This is a genomic window from Desulfobacula sp. (assembly GCF_021107415.1).
On sequence record NZ_JAIOSW010000074.1, the window covers coordinates 1 to 17900 of the forward strand.

Genomic DNA, 17900 nt, shown 5'->3' on the forward strand with positions numbered 1-17900 from the left:
AAAACTATAATTATCTGCCGGGAAATAAATATGAATGAATCCAAAAACAAGGGCTGTGATCATTAATATGGAAAATAATATTTTTAATTTGATATTCATTTCAGGCACTCTTATAGTTATTTGTGTTCGTTGTTTTTCATTTGAAAAATATAAATTCTATCTGCCAAGTACATCTTTGAATGCAGGCAAAAGTGCTTCATGTTGAAACGAGAACCCATTATCCAAAAGCTTTGCCGGTCTCACCCGTGTACTGGTCAAAAGGGTTTCTTTTCCCATTTCTCCCCACAAAGCCAATGCCAGAAATCTTGGCATGGTAAAAAATAATTTTTTTGAAAAAACGTTGGCCAGTGTTTTGGAAAACTCCTTATTGGTGACAGGATTTGGGGCGGCCAGGTTTACAGGCCCCTGGAGTTTAGGATGACCCAATATATACAGGATACCGGATACTGCATCATCCATACTGATCCAGCTCATGTATTGTCTGCCATGGGAAAGCTTCACACCACAGCCTGTCTTAAACGGCAGTTCCATTCTTTTAAGAGCTCCGCCGGCCGGGGTTAGTACGACTCCGATCCTTAGCTGAATAGTCCTGATGCCCGACTTTTGAGCATCAATGGATGCATCTTCCCACTGCTTGCAAACCCTGGAAATAAAACTATCGCCCACACCGCTATCCTCGGTTAATACCTTATCTTTTCCTTCACCATAAAACCCGATGGCAGAAGTAGAAATAAAAACCCCGGGTTTTTGATCAAGGTCTGCCATTTTCTTCACAAGCAGCCGGGTGGGGATTATTCTGGAGTCAACAATCTTTTTTTTTTGGCTTTCCGTCCATCTTCCCCTTGAAATATCAACACCGTTTAAATTGATGACAACATCAAAGTATCCTGCATTTTCAAGATCAAGTATATTTTTGTAAGGATCCCAGAAAAGCTCATCCTCTAAAAGGCTACTCTCTTTTCGAACCAGCCGGATCACTTCATGACCACAGGTTCTCAAAAACGGGACCAATGTACTTCCTATGGTTCCACTGGCACCGGAAATAAGGATTCTTTTTTTGGGAATTTTGTCCACATGATGTTCAAGGTCGTATTTAAGCACCCTGTGCCGATAACTGAACATTCTTTCAAACTCTTTTTTGGCAAACCTGTAAAATGGCCGGCTTAAAATTCCAAGCGGCAATTCAAATTCAACACTATCTTCCATGGTTGAGTTTTCTTTGCCGTCCGCTGCAAACCTGTGGGTATGTTCCCATTTGGAAAACGGCCCTCTTATCTGACGATCTTTGAATATTTTATTTTCCTGGTATTCTATATGCTGTGCCTCCCAGATCATGGGTATCTTAAAAATACTTAGCCTGAAGGATACCTTTACTCCCTTTTGAATACCATTACCCTTGCGCGCAATCATTTTTAAGGGCGCCCACGGCGGCGTCAACCTTGAAATGGCTCCATTTGCCGCATGCCACGAAAATAGAGTTTCAACGGGTGCTTTTATCTTTGATTTTTTTATATAAACATTATGACGCATATTTTACTCTATTGAATAAATGATTCATTGATTTTGCGTTTTTTATATTATAATAATAATCTTCAAGTTAAAACACTTTTTATCAGGAAATAAAACTCAAATTTAAGGCATACTCTTTGCATTAATTTTGGAGACAGTTAAGAGCAGTAAAACATATTTAGTGAATATTTAAATTGATATTTATTACTTATTAAGGGAGGTATAAAATAAATGTATAAACCCATTGAAATAGCGGATGGGATATATTCTGTTGGATGCCGTGACTGGGATATCAGGGATTTCCATGGTTATTCCACCTATGAAGGTACAACCTATAATGCATTTTTAGTACTGGGTGAAAAAAATGTTCTCATTGATACGGTAAAAGAAAAATTTTCAGATGAACTATTTTCCAATATCAGCAGAATTATTGACCCAAAAAAAATTGATATGCTTATCAGTAATCATACGGAAATGGACCATTCCGGGGGCATCCCCAAACTGATGCAGATAATCGGTGAAGACAAACCCGTCTATTGTTCAAAGATGGGTGCCAAAAATCTGAAAAGCCATTTTAATCGTGACTTTAATTTTCAGGTTGTGGGAAGTGGTGATGAACTCAAAGTCGGAAACAGAACATTCTCTTTTCTTGAGACAAAAATGCTTCACTGGCCGGACAGTATGTTCACCTATCTTGTGGATGACGCCATTTTGTTTTCCAGTGATGCCTTTGGACAGCATTATGCCGGCGACATGTTCTTTGACGACGAAATCGGAGATGAAATCATCCCCCATGCAAGAAAATACTATGCCAATATTCTTCTTCACTTCTCATCCAGGGTACAGGCACTTTTAAAAGATGTTGCAAAAATGAATCTGAAGATCAATATGATCTGCCCGGATCATGGTATTCTCTGGCGGGATAACCCGTCTAAAATCATTAACCTCTATGATAAATGGTCCAAACAGGAACCGGCAAACAAGGTGGTTGTTTTCTTTGACTCCATGTGGGAGAGTACAACCAAGATGGCCCGGTCCATTACCAGCGGTATTGAATCGGAAGATGTGAATGTAAGACTCATGAACACCAGGAAATGTCATCGAAGCGATATCATGACGGAAATTATTGAAGCAGGAGCAATTGTGGTAGGTTCTCCTACTCTCAATAACGGTATTTTCCCTGTTATTGCAGATGTCATGACATATATCAAAGGCCTGAAACCTCAGAATAAAATTGCGGCTGCCTTTGGTTCTTACGGGTGGAGTGGTGAAGCAGTAAAAATCCTTAATAAAGAATTTACTGAAATGAAACTGGATATCATTGATGATGGTGTTAAAGTTCAATATGTTCCTGATGAAGATGATCTGAACAGATGTTTTGATCTGGGCGTAAAAATCGCTAAAACATTAAAAGAAAGGTTATAGAGATAACCTGGGGGGAATCATGGCTAACGAGTTTAATGCAAAAGATATTTTTGAAATTGCTATAAAAATTGAACAAAATGGTGCAATATTTTATCGGAATGCTGCAAAACAGGTAAAAGAGGAAAAACACAAACAATTTCTTCTTGAGCTGGCTTCCATGGAAGACGATCATGAAGTAACCTTTGCAAATATGCTAAAAGAATTAAAAGATGAGGAAACCTTTGCTGCAACCTTTGATCCCGATGATGAGAATGTCCTTTATCTGAAAGCACTGGCTGATACCCGGGTCTTTTTTGAAAAAGACCAGCCCGATAACAGCTTTAAGAGCATATTGAGCACTGCTATTCAGACAGAAAAAGATTCCATTGCATTTTATCTGGGGATGAAAGAACTGGTTTCTGCAAAACTGGGTCAATCAAAGATTGATGATATTATCAAGGAAGAAATGAGCCATATCAAACTTCTTGCCGGGAAATTGATTGAGGAGAATTAACGTTTCAAAATAAAAACCCATAGTATCCTGGCTTTAGCATACTATGGGTTTTTAATTTTTATGTGTATTTATTTAAACAAGCCTTAAGATTTCCAAAGACCGTGAAGATTGCAATAGGCCCTTGCAACAACATTAGCAGCATCGGTTTTAAATTGGGCTTCCGGTGTACTTGCCGGTGTCAGCATCTGTCTTTGGATAAGTGTATTATCTTCTGAAACAAGTTCAATCCACTCTATCCAGTGATCAGTTCCCATGGGATGGGCAACACTGCCGACCTTCACCAAATACCCGCCATCACTTTTTTCAATTACAGGAATATGTTTTTCCACTGCTGCATCCACAGTATTTTCAATCAGGAGGTCCATTTCCTGTCCACAACACATGACCGGTGGTTTTTCTCCATGAAGTACCTGTACGATGTTCCCACATTTACTGCATTTATAAATACCAAGTTGTTCAGCCATTCTCAATCTCTCCTTTTTTTTTAGGTTTTATTATTGTTATAGTTCCACAAAATGAAGTTTAGGTTCTAAAAAAATACAGGTGAATAAAAAAAATCAAATAGAGATACAAAATTTTATACGCCATTTACAACGAATTTTCCAGAAATATTTCCTGCCTGGATTTTTTATTACCCTTTCTATATTCAGTATTTAGCAAACCTCATGCCAATTGATCAAAACCAGATGCTATCTTTGCGAAAGCCCCTTTGGTTCAACAAATCGCAATACATGATAAATGTGAAATACTATTAGATAAAGATGACAGAGACATTCATGTCTCAAATAATCGTACCGGCACTCCATAGCAGACAATACAAATATGTATCAAACAAATCTTCAAATTTGCCATCCCTGTCTTAAAATATCCATGTTATTGACAAGAATCCCCATATAGACTTCTTCCATTTCTAGCATTTGTTTGTCTTTTTTCCTGAGCCACTCTGATAACCAGGCAAACCTGAGTGCCAGGAGGTATTCCGGAAAAAACCGCCACCCCATTTTACTAAAGATATCTTTGCCTCGCAGCTCTTTTATAAAAGTCATAACCATGGGCATTCCCAGACCGTCCGGGTTCTCAATTCCGGCACATCCGACAAGGTTGGCCGCATCATATATAGCAGGTTTCATTCCGGCAAATTCCCAATCGATCACAGCCCTTATTTGATCATGATTCCAAATAATATTCAAAGGATGCAGGTCTCCATGACAAAAAGAAACTGGCAGATTGTCATGAATCTCCATGAATTCTTTTTCTAAAAATGCTAAAAATGGAAGATATTTTTTATAGGCCGAATTATCATAAATTTTCATTTCACTGAATAATTTATAAATATATTTTTTAATGGAAAAAGGCTCAAAAGAGATGTTATTTCCTATATTAGCAGAGGCCTTGGAGAGACCCATTAAAAACAATGCAAAACTGTTTCCCATCTTTGATGAGGACAGGTAGTCCGGCCGCTTTAATACAGTACCATCTATAAAACGAGAAAGTTGAAAACAGACGTCCTTAAAAAACGGCAAAAATTCCCCGTAATTGGATTTTTGGTATAATAAGGCAAGTTTCAAGCCATTATCATTCAAATATTCAATTGCTTTTGCAACATTTTGCCGAATTTGAAATTTATTTTTAGAAAATTTTTCAAGCAAAAAAAGCGTGCCGTCTTTATCCTGAAGTACCGCACGGGAGAGTGTCCGTTCGGGACTGCCCTGGATATCAATATCCCCACGGACACATTCAAATTCAATATTCCACTGACAATTTAACCATTGAATAAATTCTTCATTTTTATCATTAAAGAATTCTTGCAATCTGCAATTCCAATTGTTCTTTTGGCAATGCACCCACCAGTGTATCAATGATCCGACCATTTTTTATCAAAAGCATGGTCGGAATACTTGAGATGGAATATCTCGATCCAATCTGCGGGTTGTTATCCACATTGAGCTTGGCTATTTTTAACCTTGCCCTGTATTTTACGGCAAGCTCATCCAGAACCGGACCAACCGCCTTGCAGGGACCACACCAGGGTGCCCAGCAATCCACCAGTACGGGAAGTGTTGAAGCCAACACTTCCCGATCAAAGGTGCTGTCCGTAACATTGACCGGACGGCTGAACATTTCTACCGGCAATGCATTCCCGCATTTCCCGCATTTTGGCATTTCATCTATACGGGATATTGGAATCCTGTTTTTTGCTTTGCACTTTGAACATGCCAATATCAAGCTGTTTTCATTCATTATGACATCCTAAATCATTGCTGTAATACTTTTCCCATATTCCTGAGCGGCCTGAATTCCCCCTCCTACCCAGCTTGCCTTGAGCATTAAAGGGCCTGACACCATTTTCATACCGTAAATATTCTCCATGGTCTCAAATATTCTTCCCGGAGCCTCACCGCTCCAGCCATAGGCACCAAAAGAACCACCGGGCTTATCTTTAAGCTCTGCTCTTTCTGCTATAAACAGAATCTGTTTCATGGATGTAATCATTTCACCATGATAGGTTGCCGAACCAAATGCATATCCGTCATACCCTTTTAAATCGTCTTCACTCTTAATCTGACTTGTTTTTTTAACATCAACATCATGTCCTGAAATGCGAACACCCTCTGCGATCAATTCGGCAATCCCTTTTGTCTCGTCAGATCTTGATGCGTATACAATTAAAACTTTTCCCATTTTTTCTCCTTTGTTTAACTATGTTTAAATAAAATTTTTGAATCCGCCATCTTGATGGTCTTTGTTCCGGTCATAAACATGGCTTTTTTCAAGGTTTTTTTGATGTGCTCAAGGTGCAGTTTCACACCCAGGGTTCCGGCACCGACCGCTGCCCGGATAATGTCTCTTCCCAAAAGGACTGCATCTGCACCCAGTGCCAGCATCTTCAACACATCATACCCGGTTCTCACACCCCCATCGGCTGTAATTGTAACGGAATTCCCAAGTTTTTTTCTGATCAAGGGCAGCAGGGTGGCAACGCCAGGGGTTGAATCCAGAACCCGACCCCCGTGATTAGATACTGCGATAACCGAAACACCTGCGTCCGCACACTTTTGCGCTTCATCCGGGATCATGATACCCTTGGCAATAAAGGGCAGCGATGTGAATTTTACCAATTCTTCAATATCTTTGACGCTCTTTTTAAATACAGGCTGCCCATGCAATGCCATAATGGTTGACCCGCAACCGTCCAGATCTATACCAACGGCTTTACAGCCATAATTTTCAGCTTTTTCAATCAGCTTTTTTAAAACATCCTGTGCCCGTGGCTTGAATATGGGAATACCATACCCGTCACAGGCTTTCATGGCATTTAACGACGGGTTATCCTCGGGTGTATAAAACCAGGTATCCCCTCGGAGTCCAATGGTGCCCGCTTCTTTTGATCCTCTTAATACTGATGTGCAGAACATGGTTTCATCTAGAGCATCATTATACTTCTGGGCACCTGCCGTAGATGAAGCCAGCACCGGAAATTCAAGATCAATGCCCAGAAAGGAACAAGAGGTATCCGGTTCAAAATGATCTCCCAATACCGACATATTCAATTGGATGTCTGCAAGGGCTTCAACATTTGCCCTGAAAGACTGCCCCTGCCCTACACCGCCAAGCCCGATGGGTTTTCCATATGCTTCACGCTGGCATATTTTATCAAAGTTGCCGTCACATGACGGATATGCCGCACAGATTCCCTTGAGCTTTTTCCTGGCCAGATCCCTTACCTGTTCAAGGAATTGGGGGATCTCTTTCATATTCATAATCATTCTATCGTCTGCATGACAAACCTCACATATGCCGGGTTTATTTTCACTATTAAATGTCTCATGACAAACAGAACAATACCACTGATTCATTAATTTTCTCCTTTTTTGATTTAGGCTCTGGCGAGAATATCATTCATTCTAATTTTAGCAAACCTGTATTCAAAAAATAATTTTTTCTGTAAAATTTTAGACTGCAAAAATCAGACCATACAAAATTAAAATCTTTGGAGTTCACTTAATCCAAATTTTGCTTTAAACTTGTAAACCTGGCACAAATCGTGCAGACTTTATTATTTTAAACTTATCCCTGCAAAGGAGAAACATATGACCAAAAGTAAAACAATATTATATGCATTAAGTACCTGCAGCCACTGCAAATCAACCAAAAGACTGCTTTCCGAATGCAATGTTGAATATGACTACATCGAGGTGGATGACCTGGAAGGAGCAGAGCGAAAAGCCATTCTGGCAGATATTAAAGCAATGAATCCCCGCTGTTCTTTTCCCACAATTAAAATTAATGACACCGTCATTGTCGGATATAAAGAAAAACAAATTAAGGAGGCTTTAGGGATTAAAAATGAAAATTGAACAACTCTATGCAGCATTAAAAAAATCCCAGGAAGCAAAAGGGATTCACTTTAATAAGGATAAGGATCTGGTGTTTGAGCTTCTTGAGGCTCTTCTTTTAAATAAAGAGCGATATGGATATATGGCCTGTCCCTGCAGGCTTGCCTGTGGTGACAGGGAAAATGACAAAGACATCATCTGTCCCTGTGAATACCGGGAATCTGACCTGGAAGAATACGGGGCCTGCTTTTGCGGACTTTACATTTCCAAGGCACTTCATAACAATGAAATCGAGTCGGAAGATGTTCCTGAAAGAAGACCCCCTGAAAAAATATTTTAGTTTTTAAGGAGACCCTCATGGATGACTGTATATTACCTGTTATGAATACCGGCCTTCGTGGCATTGATGTGGCCAGTTCAAAGATTTGTGATGTCCGGGGAAAAGAAGGAAAACTGATCTATCGAGGCTTTTTAATTGAAGATCTGGCCCAAAACGCTAGTTTTGAAGAAGTCTGTTTTCTGTTATTGTATGAAAGTTTGGCAATGCAGAGTTTGCAAATATATTCACAGAGGTGACACACCACCTGAAAAATGTCCGATTTGTGGCGTACCCGCAAGCAAATTCGTGGAAATTGATGAAGCCTCCATACCGGAAAAAATGCCCAAAAGAAAAAAACCCGAAAGAAAAGAATTGGGAACAAAAGATGAGGGTCAGACACCCGTCCCTGCCATTAAAAAGACAGGTTTTGAAAAAATCAAATCATTACTGGTCAAGCACCATGCCCACCCGGTTTTAGTGCACACGCCAAATGGGATACTGCCCATAGCAGTCATCCTCTGGCTTACGGCCTGGATATTTGATTATGACCTTCTTTCCAAAGTCGCTTTTATTAACCTTATTTTTGTCATCATTGCCCTTCCTCTTGTGATTTTCACAGGAATTCTTGAATGGAAAAAAAAATTTAACGGGACCATGACCATGATTTTTAAATTAAAAATCCTGACCGCTGCACTGACCACTGTTTCATGTGTGATAAATTTTGTCTGGTACCTGTTAGACCCAAAGATTCTATCATCGCCCAAAGCCTGGATATTTCTTTGCATAAACATCCTTATGCTGATTGCTGCAGGCATTGCAGGGCATATTGGCGGGAAGCTGGTGTATAAAGATTAACTATATTAAATTTCTATCAAAAGACCCACCGGGCAATGATCTGATCCAAACACGTCATTATCAATAAAGGCTTGTTTAACAATGCCTTTATCAATAAGGTCCCTGGTTACAAAAAAATAGTCAATCCGCCAGCCGGCATTGTTTTTTCTTGCATTAAACCGGTAAGACCACCATGAATACTTAACTTCTTTGGGATGAAGATACCTGAAAGTGTCCACGTACCCCTGATCAACCATACGGTCCAGGACATCCCTTTCAATTCTTAAAAACCCGGATCGTTTGGAATTGGGTTTTGGATTTTTCAAATCGATTTCATTATGAGCCGTATTAAAATCACCGGTAATAATCAGGCTTTTTCCCTGATCCCTGAGTTTGTTTGCATAGCTTAAAAACCAGTCATAAAAATCAAGTTTATACTGAAGGCGCTCTTCACTCATCTGACCGTTTGGAAAATAAATATTAAATAAAATAAAATTATCATAATCCAGTTGAATGACCCGCCCTTCATTATCAAATTCAGGTTTTAAAAATGAAGTGGTCACTTTTTCAGATTTTGGTTTTGAATAGGCAGCAACGCCGCTGTATCCTTTTTTAATAGTTGAATAGGACCAGAATGATTCATAGGAATGCAAACGGATCATCTCATCGGTCCGCTGAGCTTGCTGGAGTTTTGTCTCCTGGAGCAGGAGAATATCGGGATCAAGGTCATGAATAATCTTTATAAAATCTTTTTTCATCACTGCCCGCAATCCATTTATATTCCAGGATATTATTTTCAACTGGCTTTTATCAGGCATAAATATTTCCTTATATTTATCTATTTCTTTGTCTCATGATACAAGTGTGTATCGACCATCACTTTTTCAATCAGGATGATTGCAATATGATTCTTGCATCAGCAATGATACACCGATCCCTGGTGCAAATAACGGGATTTAAATCCACAGATTCAAAATCATTTTCAAGTTCCATGACAAACAGGGAAAAATTAACAAGTAAATGGGTTAAAACCTCCATATTCACACCAGATTTTCCCCGATACCCGGATATGATCTTTTTTGCTTTCAAAGATTCAACCATGGAAAAAACATCGTTTGGTTTAAGCGGTGCCATCCTGACTGCCGTATCATTATAGATTTCAACAGAGGTGCCGCCAATGCCAAAGACAATAACCGGTCCAAACTGAAAATCATTTTTTGCCCCGATAATGACCTCAACGCCCTGAACCATCTGTTCAACAAGGATATTTTCGCACCCGGGTAGTTTTTGCAGTCTTACCATTTGACTTTTCAGGTGATCTTTTGACAAAATTCCTGTAACAACAGCCTGATGCTCTGTCTTATGAAGAATTTTTTTTGAAACAGCTTTTGCCACAATTGGAGAATCAAATTTCTTTAAAAACTGATCTGCTTCTTCAAAGAAATTGGTTAAAATAAATTCCGGTATATCAAACCCCTGTAATTTCATTAATTCCTTGGCATCCGGTTCCAGCACCCATCCCAAGGATTTACTTTTTTCTATAATTTTTTTGCTGTTTTCCTTTAACATGGTCTGCACCTCATCAATGCCTTGGCCATGAGCACTGCCCCCTCCACAGAGGATGCCACGGGAATATTATTGAGTTCAAACCCTTCGATAATAATTTTATATTTATCTTCATTTGGAACATATGCGATCATTGGTTTGCCTTCATTTCTTGCCACCTGGCTGAGTTTAGCCCCGATATCAGTAGAAATACCCGGCGAATAAGGAATCAACAGAGCCATGATACAGTCGATATTATCATCCCTTGACAAATGTCTTGCAGTTGTAACAATATCGCAATCCGTCGAGCTTCCGGTGAGATCCAGAGGATTGTCAAGGGAAACAATATTTCTGATTCCAGGTGTCAGTTTCTCCTTAATAATATCTATTGTTGCAGATTCTATCCCGGGGATGGATATACCATGCCGCTCACAGGCATCGGCAGCAATAACACCATGTCCGCCGCTCAGAGTAATAATACCAATATTGCCTTTTATGCCTTTGGGATAACAGCTTAATGACTCGCAAAAAGACGTCAGTTCATATTCATTTTCTGCCTCAGCCACACAATATTGTTTCATGATTTCAGAAAAAACCCTGTAATCCCCAGCCAGGGACGCGGTATGGCTGGAAACAGCCTCAATCCCCTTTTTGCTCTTTCCGGCCTTTAAGATTATCACGGGCTTGGAACATTGTTCCGCTTTTTTAATAAACTGTCGCCCTTCCCCTTTTTCAAACCCTTCAACATAAAAAGCGATCACCTTTGTCTCAAGATCCTGATCAAACCAGTCCAGCATATCTGTTTCCCTGATATAAGCCTTGTTCCCGATGCTCACCGCAAGGGATATGCCAATACCCTGACCTGCAAATTTAACCATCTGATCCACTAGGACGCCCCCGCTCTGGCTGACAAAACCGACATTGCCCTTATCAGGACGAATGATTCGTTCTCCCGGGAGAAAAAATGTATCCACATAATCCGAAGCATAAATCCCAAGACAATTGGGGCCGACAAAGGGGAACGCGGCTTCTTTTGCTATATCCAGCACCTGTTGCTGTAGCCTTAAATTTCCAGATTCAGCAAATCCGCCGGATATGATCACAGCACCTCCAACGCCCTTTCGTATACATTGCTCAACCACCCCGGGAACAACCTCCGCACGGACGGCAATGACTGCCATATCAATGTCTTCCTGAATATCCTCAACACTGGGATAAAGTTTTTCCCTGTTGAGGATTCCCCCTTTTGGATTCACTGGAAATGCTTTAACCGGATACCGCAAATGATTTTTATTGTAAATCACGTTAGCCGGATGATTGTCCTGTGATGTGGACACTCCGATAACCGCCATAGTCAATGGTCTGAAAAGATATTTTAAATCCACTTTTCTTCCTTTAGGGTTCACTCAAAAATAAATTACCGATTTTGAGAGTTGAGTCGCCTGGCCTACAAGGCGTGGAAACTAAGGAATATCAGGCATATGCTGTGTTTTCACAACGAAGTAGAACAGGATGAATCAGCTCTCAAAATGTAAAGTTATTTTTGAGTGGGCCCTTACTCCGGCACTCTTAGTTTGTATCTGAAAAAAGGGTTGATAAGCCCCTGCATCAACCCTTTTTACTGACGAGAATTAATTGATTGATTAATTAATTAATTGTCTTGGTCAGCAAGATAATCATCATACATTGTTTCTAAAATAAGCTTATGTTTTGATTCTTCCTGAACAAGAATCATTAACACTTTTTTTACACCTTCATGATCTGTCTTGCCTGCAAGTGTGGAGTAAAGCTTGACTGCATTTTCTTCTCTTTTCATGGCAATTTTAAGGATTTCAGGCATGGGCATCCCTTCCTTATACTCTGTTTCCACCATGTAATCACTGATTTTAAGATCTGTAATTTCTTTAAATTTATAGGAATCAATTTTTTCTTTATTGCCTGTCATATCTGACAGAAGACTAACATGTTTTTCTTCTTCTTTTGCAAAACCTTCAAATGTTTGCTTCAGTGATGCCATGGTAGCTTCTTTAGCTAAAGATGTATAAAACTCAACTGCCTCTTTTTCCTTGCCAATGGCAAAATCTAATATTTTATCAACCGATCCGAATTCCATGCTATTCTCCTTTGTGTTAGCGGTTTTAAATTAATTTATTATTTCAAACAAAATATCAATTACTAAGTTAATAAGCAAATTATATACCACATGAATGAATATTTAAACACAATATATATTATGATAAACAGGCCAATTTTCAATTAAAAATTTATTTTCCTAAAATTTCATTCCGTGCTGAATCCACATTTTTTATCTGCAAAGATTTAAGTTTAAGAATAAACACATTTTTTGAATAAACAATACAGAATGAAATAGGCAAAATAAAATAAGCATAAGCCTTTTATTGAATTTTTCTTTGTGGTATATTTTAACATTAAAAAAACTGGGTATAAACATCAGGCAAAGCGAGTGAATATGTTACCGGATCAATCAAAAAAACAGACCATTGATGCCCTGAAAAAAAGTGAAAGCACCATACGGGCAATGTTCAATGCCACAAACAGCCTGATTTATCTGTTTGATGTTAAAGGAAAAATTATTAACGTGAATACCCCTGGTGCTTTGCTGTTTAATAAAACTCCCCAGGAAATGATCGGTAAAAATTTTAAAATATTTTTTGAAGAAAATGATTTTTCCAGACTCAGAATGCTGGTAGACAAAGTGATGGAAACTCGCAAGCCCATCAATTACCAGAGAAAAAGAGATGAAAAATATTATGAAATTAATTTATATCCAATTTTTAAGAACTCAAACCATGTCGATGGGATCTGTGCCTTTGTCAATGATATTACAGACTTGAAAAAAACTGAAAAAGTATTTGTGGCCATAGAAACAGCAGGCGGCATCTGCCATGAAATGAATCAGCCGCTACAGGTCATTCTCGGCAGCCTGGAACTTCTCAAATTAAATATTGAAGATGATGATCCGAATATCAGCCTGATCAATAAAATATTATCGCAAACAGAAAAATTAGGTATGATTACAAAGAAACTGACCAATATCACCCGGTACGAAACAAAGGGATATTTAAAAGGTACCATCTTTGATATAGATAAATCCTCTGAAATTAAATGAACATGCCGGATATTTTTTCAAAAAATCTGAAAACAACAGCTCATTGTCTGTTTTGCAAAGTAGAAAATTTAATAGTCATTGCTGAAAACAAAACAAGCTATGCCATCAGGGACAGTTCACCTGTAAGCCAAAGCCACATGCTCATCATCCCCAAACGGCATTGCCTTGATTATTTTGAAATGAACAGGCAAGAACGGTGTGATGCGCATGAATTGATTGAAATGCTAAAGAATAAAATTCTTAAAAAAGATCCCACGGTTAAGGGTTTCAATATTGGTATAAATTGCGGAGAAACCGCTGGTCAGACTGTATTTCACGCCCACATTCACCTCATCCCGCGAAGGGAAAATGACACACCAAACCCCAGAGGAGGTGTCCGGGGGGTTATTCCGGATAAAATGAACTACTGACGAGCGTGCACGTTTGCTGGACATTGGATCAGTAGCAAAAAAGTATAGCGGATGGCCCGGGGCTGACAAAAGGCTTCTAAAAATCAATATCTTGCGGGATAAGCATCCATTTTTTTTTTGATTTCATCACAACAAAAGATTCACTGGAAGCAATATTGCCCTGCTTGGGAAGTTTAGATGACATAAAGGTGTAAAGCGCTTCCATATCTTTTGAAAAAATAATTTCCGCAAAAAGATCATATCTTCCTGTTACAGCACATACACTGTGCACTTCCTGCATCTTTGAAAGATCATTCAAGGTTTCATCTATTTTTGAATCATCTATCACCCTGATGGCCACAAGGGCCATAAAGAGTTTTTCAATCTTAAAGACATCCACAAGCCCAACAATTTTCAAGACACCCGACTGTAGCAGATTTTTCATTCGCACCTGCAGGGTCGGGCTTGTGATTTCCAGCTTGTTGACCAGTTCTTTTACCGGCATACGTCCGTCTTCGCTCAGATAGTGTATCAGCTTTTTGTCCAGCACATCCAGTTTTTTCATATTATCCAGATCACCTCTGCAGTCTTATATTTTTACCCAATCACCTTATGAATTATGTTGAGCGCATAGTCGATATCTTCATCCTAATCTTGTATAATTATTAAATCAAAAATTACTAATTTAGTCCATATTGACCTTCATTTAGATAAACTTTTTCAATGTAGGGAGAGGTCATCGCTGAGAGCTGAGCACCATAGGTCAGATGAAAACGAATTTGGTCTCCTACTTTAACAGCGCTCTCTTTTAAATCAACGATAATGTGATCACTGCTGGAACCGATGATCTCCATATTACCTACCGGGCTCAAACCCTGAGTCAGTACATCCTGACGACCGATTCCTAAAATAGCTCTTCTGATAGTTCCCCGATCGGAAAAGGCAGGAACATCCCCAAAGGCATCAGTGCCGCTGATACCACTGGGCAGAGAATCCTTTTGCTTGACCTCTATGACTTCGGCAACAAGGCAGCTTGTGTTTATTTCAAGTTGTTTAACTGGCGAATAGTCAATTGTATTACACCCGGTAAAGATCATTTCACCGATTCTTAAATTATTGATTCTGCCCATTCGGTTAGATTTATTAACCCATTGATAATTTGCAGAATTACCTCCGGAAATAAGATCAAAATGAATTTTATATTTGTTTTCTAATGTTATGGCAATCTTTGAGAGTTCATCCATTTTTTCCTGGTCTGGAAGAATAGCCCCGATACAACCTAAGTTGGTGCCGATGCCAATGGTTTTGACTCCCTTAAAAGTGTTGATGATTTTAAGGGTTTGATCCATATCCCGGGGCAAAATACCTTCCCGCAAATCGCCCAGATCCACCATCAGTATGATGCGATGGATCTTGTTCTGTACCCTGGCTTCTTCAGACAGCTGTTGTATTACAGCAATCTCTGAGTTGAGGCTGATATCGGCATATTTTACCACTTGTTTGACCTTGCTCATGGGTGGTGTTCGGATGAGAACAAAGGTGTTTTTGATACCGGACTTTTTAATCTTTTTAATGTTTTCTATTCTTGAGTCGGCAATAAACTCAACCCCGGCTGCGGTCATTGCAGCAGCAACAGGCGGACTGCCGAGGAAACCTTTGGTAACACCCATCATTGATATACCTTTTGTCAAAAATAAATCCTTTAAATATTTTGTATTTTTGTATATCTTTGCAAGGTTGATTTCTATTCTTGGAGAATTCATTAAGTTATTGTATGAACGTGTCATCAGTGTTATAAAACCTGTCTGTATGAGGGTGCTTAAGGCACCCCTACAATTTCAATTGATAATTCGGCCTGCCATTTTATTTGTATGATTTCCCTGGTCGATAATTACTTTGCCGGAAATAATTACCTTCTCAATGCCTTTTGAATATTGATGTGGATTTTTATATGTAGCGACATCACAAACAGTTTTCGGATCAAAAATCGTTATATCCGCAACCTTATCAGGCGCAAGAATTCCTCTATTGTCCAATCTCATGATCTTGGCCGGCATTGAGGTCATTTTTTTTATTGCTGTTTCCAGGGATAATACCTTCTCATCCCTAACATATTTTCCCAGTACTCGAGGAAACGCCCCATAATACCGGGGATGTGTGCTCCCCACATTTAATTCACCATAAGTAGCAACGGCTCGCCCATCACTGGCAATAATTGTCTGTGGATGTTTCATGATCGTCTTGATATCCTCTTCATCCATACAGAAAACCAATGTTTTCACTGATCCTATCTCTTTAATCAACAGATCAAAAATAAAATCAAGGGGATCAATCTTCAATTCTTTACAAATCACAGCAATTCTTTTCCCCTCAATAGATTTGTATTCGGGTGATTTCACCATTGCAATTTGAACGTTTTCCCATGGAGCAGTATTATACGCATGAGTTCCGAGTTTTATCGCCTTATTAATTTCCAGACGAATCTTTTTTCTGGTTGGATTGTCGCTTAGATATTCAATCATCTTTTGATGACCGTCCTGTATTACCCAGCGCGGAATATAGTCCACCAACCCTGTACCCCATGCAATATAGGGATATTGGTCCCAGGACAGATGAACGCCTCTTGAAATTGCGCTTTCTAAAAAACCAAACAATTGATCTGTTTTACCCCAATTGAATTTTCCGCCTAACTTCAAATGTGAGATCTCAACCTGACACCCGGACTCTTCTCCGCAACGTATTGCTTCCTCAATCGCAGTAAATAAATTTTGTGATTCTCCCCTGATATGAGAGGCATAAAGCTTATTGTGCCGTTTAACAACGCGACAGAGCCGAATCAATTCATCTACATGGCTAAAAGAATCCGGAACATATTCCAGACCCGTCGATAGACCGGCGGCTCCTTCTTCCAGACTTTTTTCCAGCAGGTCTTCCATCCCTCTCATTTCATCCTTGGTTGGCGGGCCGCTTTTTAATCCCATCACAGCACACCGCAAGGTTCCAAAGCCAACCAAAGGCATGAGATTAATTCCCGGGGATAAATCATTCAAAAACTTAATGTACTCTCCAAATGTGATCCAGAATTTTCCGATTTCATTTGCTTTTCCATAATCAGAATTAACACTCAGATGATCTTTCACTTCCGCTAAAAAAGCAGTTGATAAGGGAGCTGCGCTCATGCCGCAATTCCCCACGATTTCAGTGGTTATTCCTTGCCTGATTTTACTTTCCGCTTTAGGGTTAATCATTATAGTGGCATCAGTATGAGAATGAATATCAATAAATCCGGGACATACGATTTGGTTGGAAGCATCAATTACTTTATCGCAATTGATATCAATCAAAGTCCCTATCCTTTCAATTTTCCCATTTTTAACTGCAATATTAGATGTATAAGCAGGAGAACCGGAACCATCAATAATTTTCCCATTTGTAATTAATAAATCACACATTTTTTTCCTATCAACTTGATTTTAAAAATTTAAAGGAAAATGGCAGGCCACCAGGCCTTCTTCCTTGGTTTGTTCCAATACAGGAAATTCCTCCCGACAGATCGATTTCACGTATTGACACCTTGAGGCAAACACACAACCGGATGGTGAATTAAATGGACTTGGGACTTCACCTTCCAGCGTGGAAACATAATTTTTTTGGCCCGGCACTGTTTTGAAAACACTCTCAATCAGCGCTTTGGTATAAGGATGATATGGGGATATTCCTATTAAATCGGCGGAAATAATTTCGACAATTCGCCCCAAATACATGACAATTACCCGGTCACAAAAATAACTTACTAAAGACAAATCATGTGAAATAAATAAAAATGTCAGATTAAGCCGTTCTCTTAAATCTTCCAGTAGTTTAATAATCTGGGCCTGGACCGATACATCCAGGGCGGCAGTGGGTTCATCCAATATGA

Annotated in this window: 22 protein-coding genes; 8 read left to right on the forward strand and 14 right to left on the reverse strand. The window is 39.2% G+C overall.

The window, feature by feature from the left end:
* Positions 1–156 precede the first annotated feature (156 nt).
* The gene (locus K8S13_RS03770) at positions 157–1530 is read right to left on the reverse strand and encodes a TIGR01777 family oxidoreductase (RefSeq protein ID WP_291460560.1); all 1374 of its coding nucleotides are present in this window, start codon (positions 1528–1530) and stop codon (positions 157–159) included.
* A 210-nt stretch (positions 1531–1740) separates the two neighbouring features.
* Here K8S13_RS03770 and K8S13_RS03775 point away from each other — a divergent pair, with 210 nt between their 5' ends.
* On the forward strand, positions 1741–2934 hold the full coding sequence (locus K8S13_RS03775; RefSeq protein WP_291460562.1) for a flavodoxin domain-containing protein: 1194 nt from the start codon (positions 1741–1743) through the stop codon (positions 2932–2934).
* Positions 2935–2953: 19 nt separating this feature from the next.
* On the forward strand, positions 2954–3427 hold the full coding sequence (locus K8S13_RS03780) for a ferritin family protein (RefSeq protein ID WP_291460564.1): 474 nt from the start codon (positions 2954–2956) through the stop codon (positions 3425–3427).
* 83 nt (positions 3428–3510) lie between these two features.
* Here K8S13_RS03780 and K8S13_RS03785 read toward each other — a convergent pair whose 3' ends face one another.
* The 5 genes from K8S13_RS03785 to K8S13_RS03805 all read right to left on the reverse strand — a co-directional run bounded on the left by K8S13_RS03785 (position 3511) and on the right by K8S13_RS03805 (position 7284).
* The gene (locus K8S13_RS03785; protein ID WP_291460565.1) at positions 3511–3891 is read right to left on the reverse strand and encodes a desulfoferrodoxin; all 381 of its coding nucleotides are present in this window, start codon (positions 3889–3891) and stop codon (positions 3511–3513) included.
* 375 nt (positions 3892–4266) lie between these two features.
* The gene (locus K8S13_RS03790; RefSeq protein ID WP_291460567.1) at positions 4267–5238 is read right to left on the reverse strand and encodes an aminoglycoside phosphotransferase family protein; all 972 of its coding nucleotides are present in this window, start codon (positions 5236–5238) and stop codon (positions 4267–4269) included.
* A complete protein-coding gene (gene trxC, locus K8S13_RS03795; RefSeq protein WP_291460568.1) occupies positions 5222–5668 on the reverse strand; it encodes a thioredoxin TrxC in 447 nt (148 codons plus the stop codon). Before trxC ends, K8S13_RS03790 begins: the two co-directional genes overlap by 17 nt.
* 9 nt (positions 5669–5677) lie before the next feature.
* Complete coding sequence (locus tag K8S13_RS03800; RefSeq protein ID WP_291460570.1) at positions 5678–6109, reverse strand: flavodoxin domain-containing protein; 432 nt, start codon at positions 6107–6109, stop codon at positions 5678–5680.
* Positions 6110–6123: 14 nt separating this feature from the next.
* Complete coding sequence (locus tag K8S13_RS03805) at positions 6124–7284, reverse strand: alpha-hydroxy-acid oxidizing protein (RefSeq protein WP_291460572.1); 1161 nt, start codon at positions 7282–7284, stop codon at positions 6124–6126.
* Between the two features lie 234 nt (positions 7285–7518).
* Between K8S13_RS03805 and K8S13_RS03810 the strand changes: the two genes are divergently transcribed.
* From K8S13_RS03810 to K8S13_RS03825, 4 genes are read left to right on the forward strand one after another with little or no spacing between them, the layout of a single operon-like run.
* A complete protein-coding gene (locus K8S13_RS03810) occupies positions 7519–7785 on the forward strand; it encodes a glutaredoxin family protein (RefSeq protein ID WP_291460574.1) in 267 nt (88 codons plus the stop codon).
* Entirely contained in the window at positions 7775–8104 is a 330-nt protein-coding gene (locus K8S13_RS03815) for a ferredoxin-thioredoxin reductase catalytic domain-containing protein (RefSeq protein ID WP_291460576.1), read from the forward strand. The genes K8S13_RS03810 and K8S13_RS03815 overlap by 11 nt, the downstream gene beginning before the upstream one ends.
* A gap of 17 nt (positions 8105–8121) precedes the next feature.
* Positions 8122–8340: a citrate/2-methylcitrate synthase gene (locus tag K8S13_RS03820; RefSeq protein ID WP_291460578.1), complete on the forward strand. Its 219-nt coding sequence runs from the start codon at positions 8122–8124 to the stop codon at positions 8338–8340.
* Positions 8294–8938 (forward strand): rubredoxin-like domain-containing protein, encoded by a 645-nt coding sequence (locus tag K8S13_RS03825; RefSeq protein ID WP_367172522.1) that lies wholly within the window; start codon positions 8294–8296, stop codon positions 8936–8938. The genes K8S13_RS03820 and K8S13_RS03825 overlap by 47 nt, the downstream gene beginning before the upstream one ends.
* A gap of 5 nt (positions 8939–8943) precedes the next feature.
* Here the strand turns inward: K8S13_RS03825 and K8S13_RS03830 are convergent, their stop codons facing one another.
* From K8S13_RS03830 to K8S13_RS03845, 4 genes are all read right to left on the reverse strand, one after another.
* Positions 8944–9735, reverse strand: coding sequence for an exodeoxyribonuclease III (locus K8S13_RS03830; protein WP_291460582.1), 792 nt, complete (start codon positions 9733–9735; stop codon positions 8944–8946).
* Between the two features lie 70 nt (positions 9736–9805).
* Positions 9806–10486 carry an acetate--CoA ligase family protein gene (locus K8S13_RS03835; protein ID WP_291460584.1) on the reverse strand — a complete coding sequence of 227 codons (681 nt, stop codon included), beginning with the start codon at positions 10484–10486 and terminating at the stop codon, positions 9806–9808.
* Complete coding sequence (locus tag K8S13_RS03840; protein ID WP_291460586.1) at positions 10480–11847, reverse strand: CoA-binding protein; 1368 nt, start codon at positions 11845–11847, stop codon at positions 10480–10482. The genes K8S13_RS03835 and K8S13_RS03840 overlap by 7 nt, the downstream gene beginning before the upstream one ends.
* A 266-nt stretch (positions 11848–12113) precedes the next feature.
* Entirely contained in the window at positions 12114–12575 is a 462-nt protein-coding gene (locus tag K8S13_RS03845) for a ferritin family protein (RefSeq protein WP_291460588.1), read from the reverse strand.
* Between the two features lie 357 nt (positions 12576–12932).
* Between K8S13_RS03845 and K8S13_RS03850 the strand changes: the two genes are divergently transcribed.
* Positions 12933–13592, forward strand: a complete 660-nt coding sequence (locus K8S13_RS03850; protein ID WP_291460589.1) for a PAS domain S-box protein — start codon at positions 12933–12935, stop codon at positions 13590–13592.
* Entirely contained in the window at positions 13589–14002 is a 414-nt protein-coding gene (locus K8S13_RS03855; RefSeq protein ID WP_291460591.1) for an HIT family protein, read from the forward strand. Before K8S13_RS03850 ends, K8S13_RS03855 begins: the two co-directional genes overlap by 4 nt.
* A gap of 76 nt (positions 14003–14078) precedes the next feature.
* Here the strand turns inward: K8S13_RS03855 and K8S13_RS03860 are convergent, their stop codons facing one another.
* The 4 genes from K8S13_RS03860 to K8S13_RS03875 form a co-directional block, all read right to left on the reverse strand.
* The gene (locus K8S13_RS03860) at positions 14079–14546 is read right to left on the reverse strand and encodes an Lrp/AsnC family transcriptional regulator (RefSeq protein WP_291460593.1); all 468 of its coding nucleotides are present in this window, start codon (positions 14544–14546) and stop codon (positions 14079–14081) included.
* Between the two features lie 115 nt (positions 14547–14661).
* Positions 14662–15768, reverse strand: coding sequence for an alanine/ornithine racemase family PLP-dependent enzyme (locus tag K8S13_RS03865; RefSeq protein ID WP_367172523.1), 1107 nt, complete (start codon positions 15766–15768; stop codon positions 14662–14664).
* Positions 15769–15819: 51 nt separating this feature from the next.
* Positions 15820–17433, reverse strand: coding sequence for an amidohydrolase family protein (locus K8S13_RS03870; RefSeq protein ID WP_291460595.1), 1614 nt, complete (start codon positions 17431–17433; stop codon positions 15820–15822).
* Positions 17434–17454: 21 nt separating this feature from the next.
* Positions 17455–17900: ABC transporter ATP-binding protein (locus K8S13_RS03875; RefSeq protein WP_291460596.1), on the reverse strand; the 446-nt coding region annotated here is incomplete at its 5' end.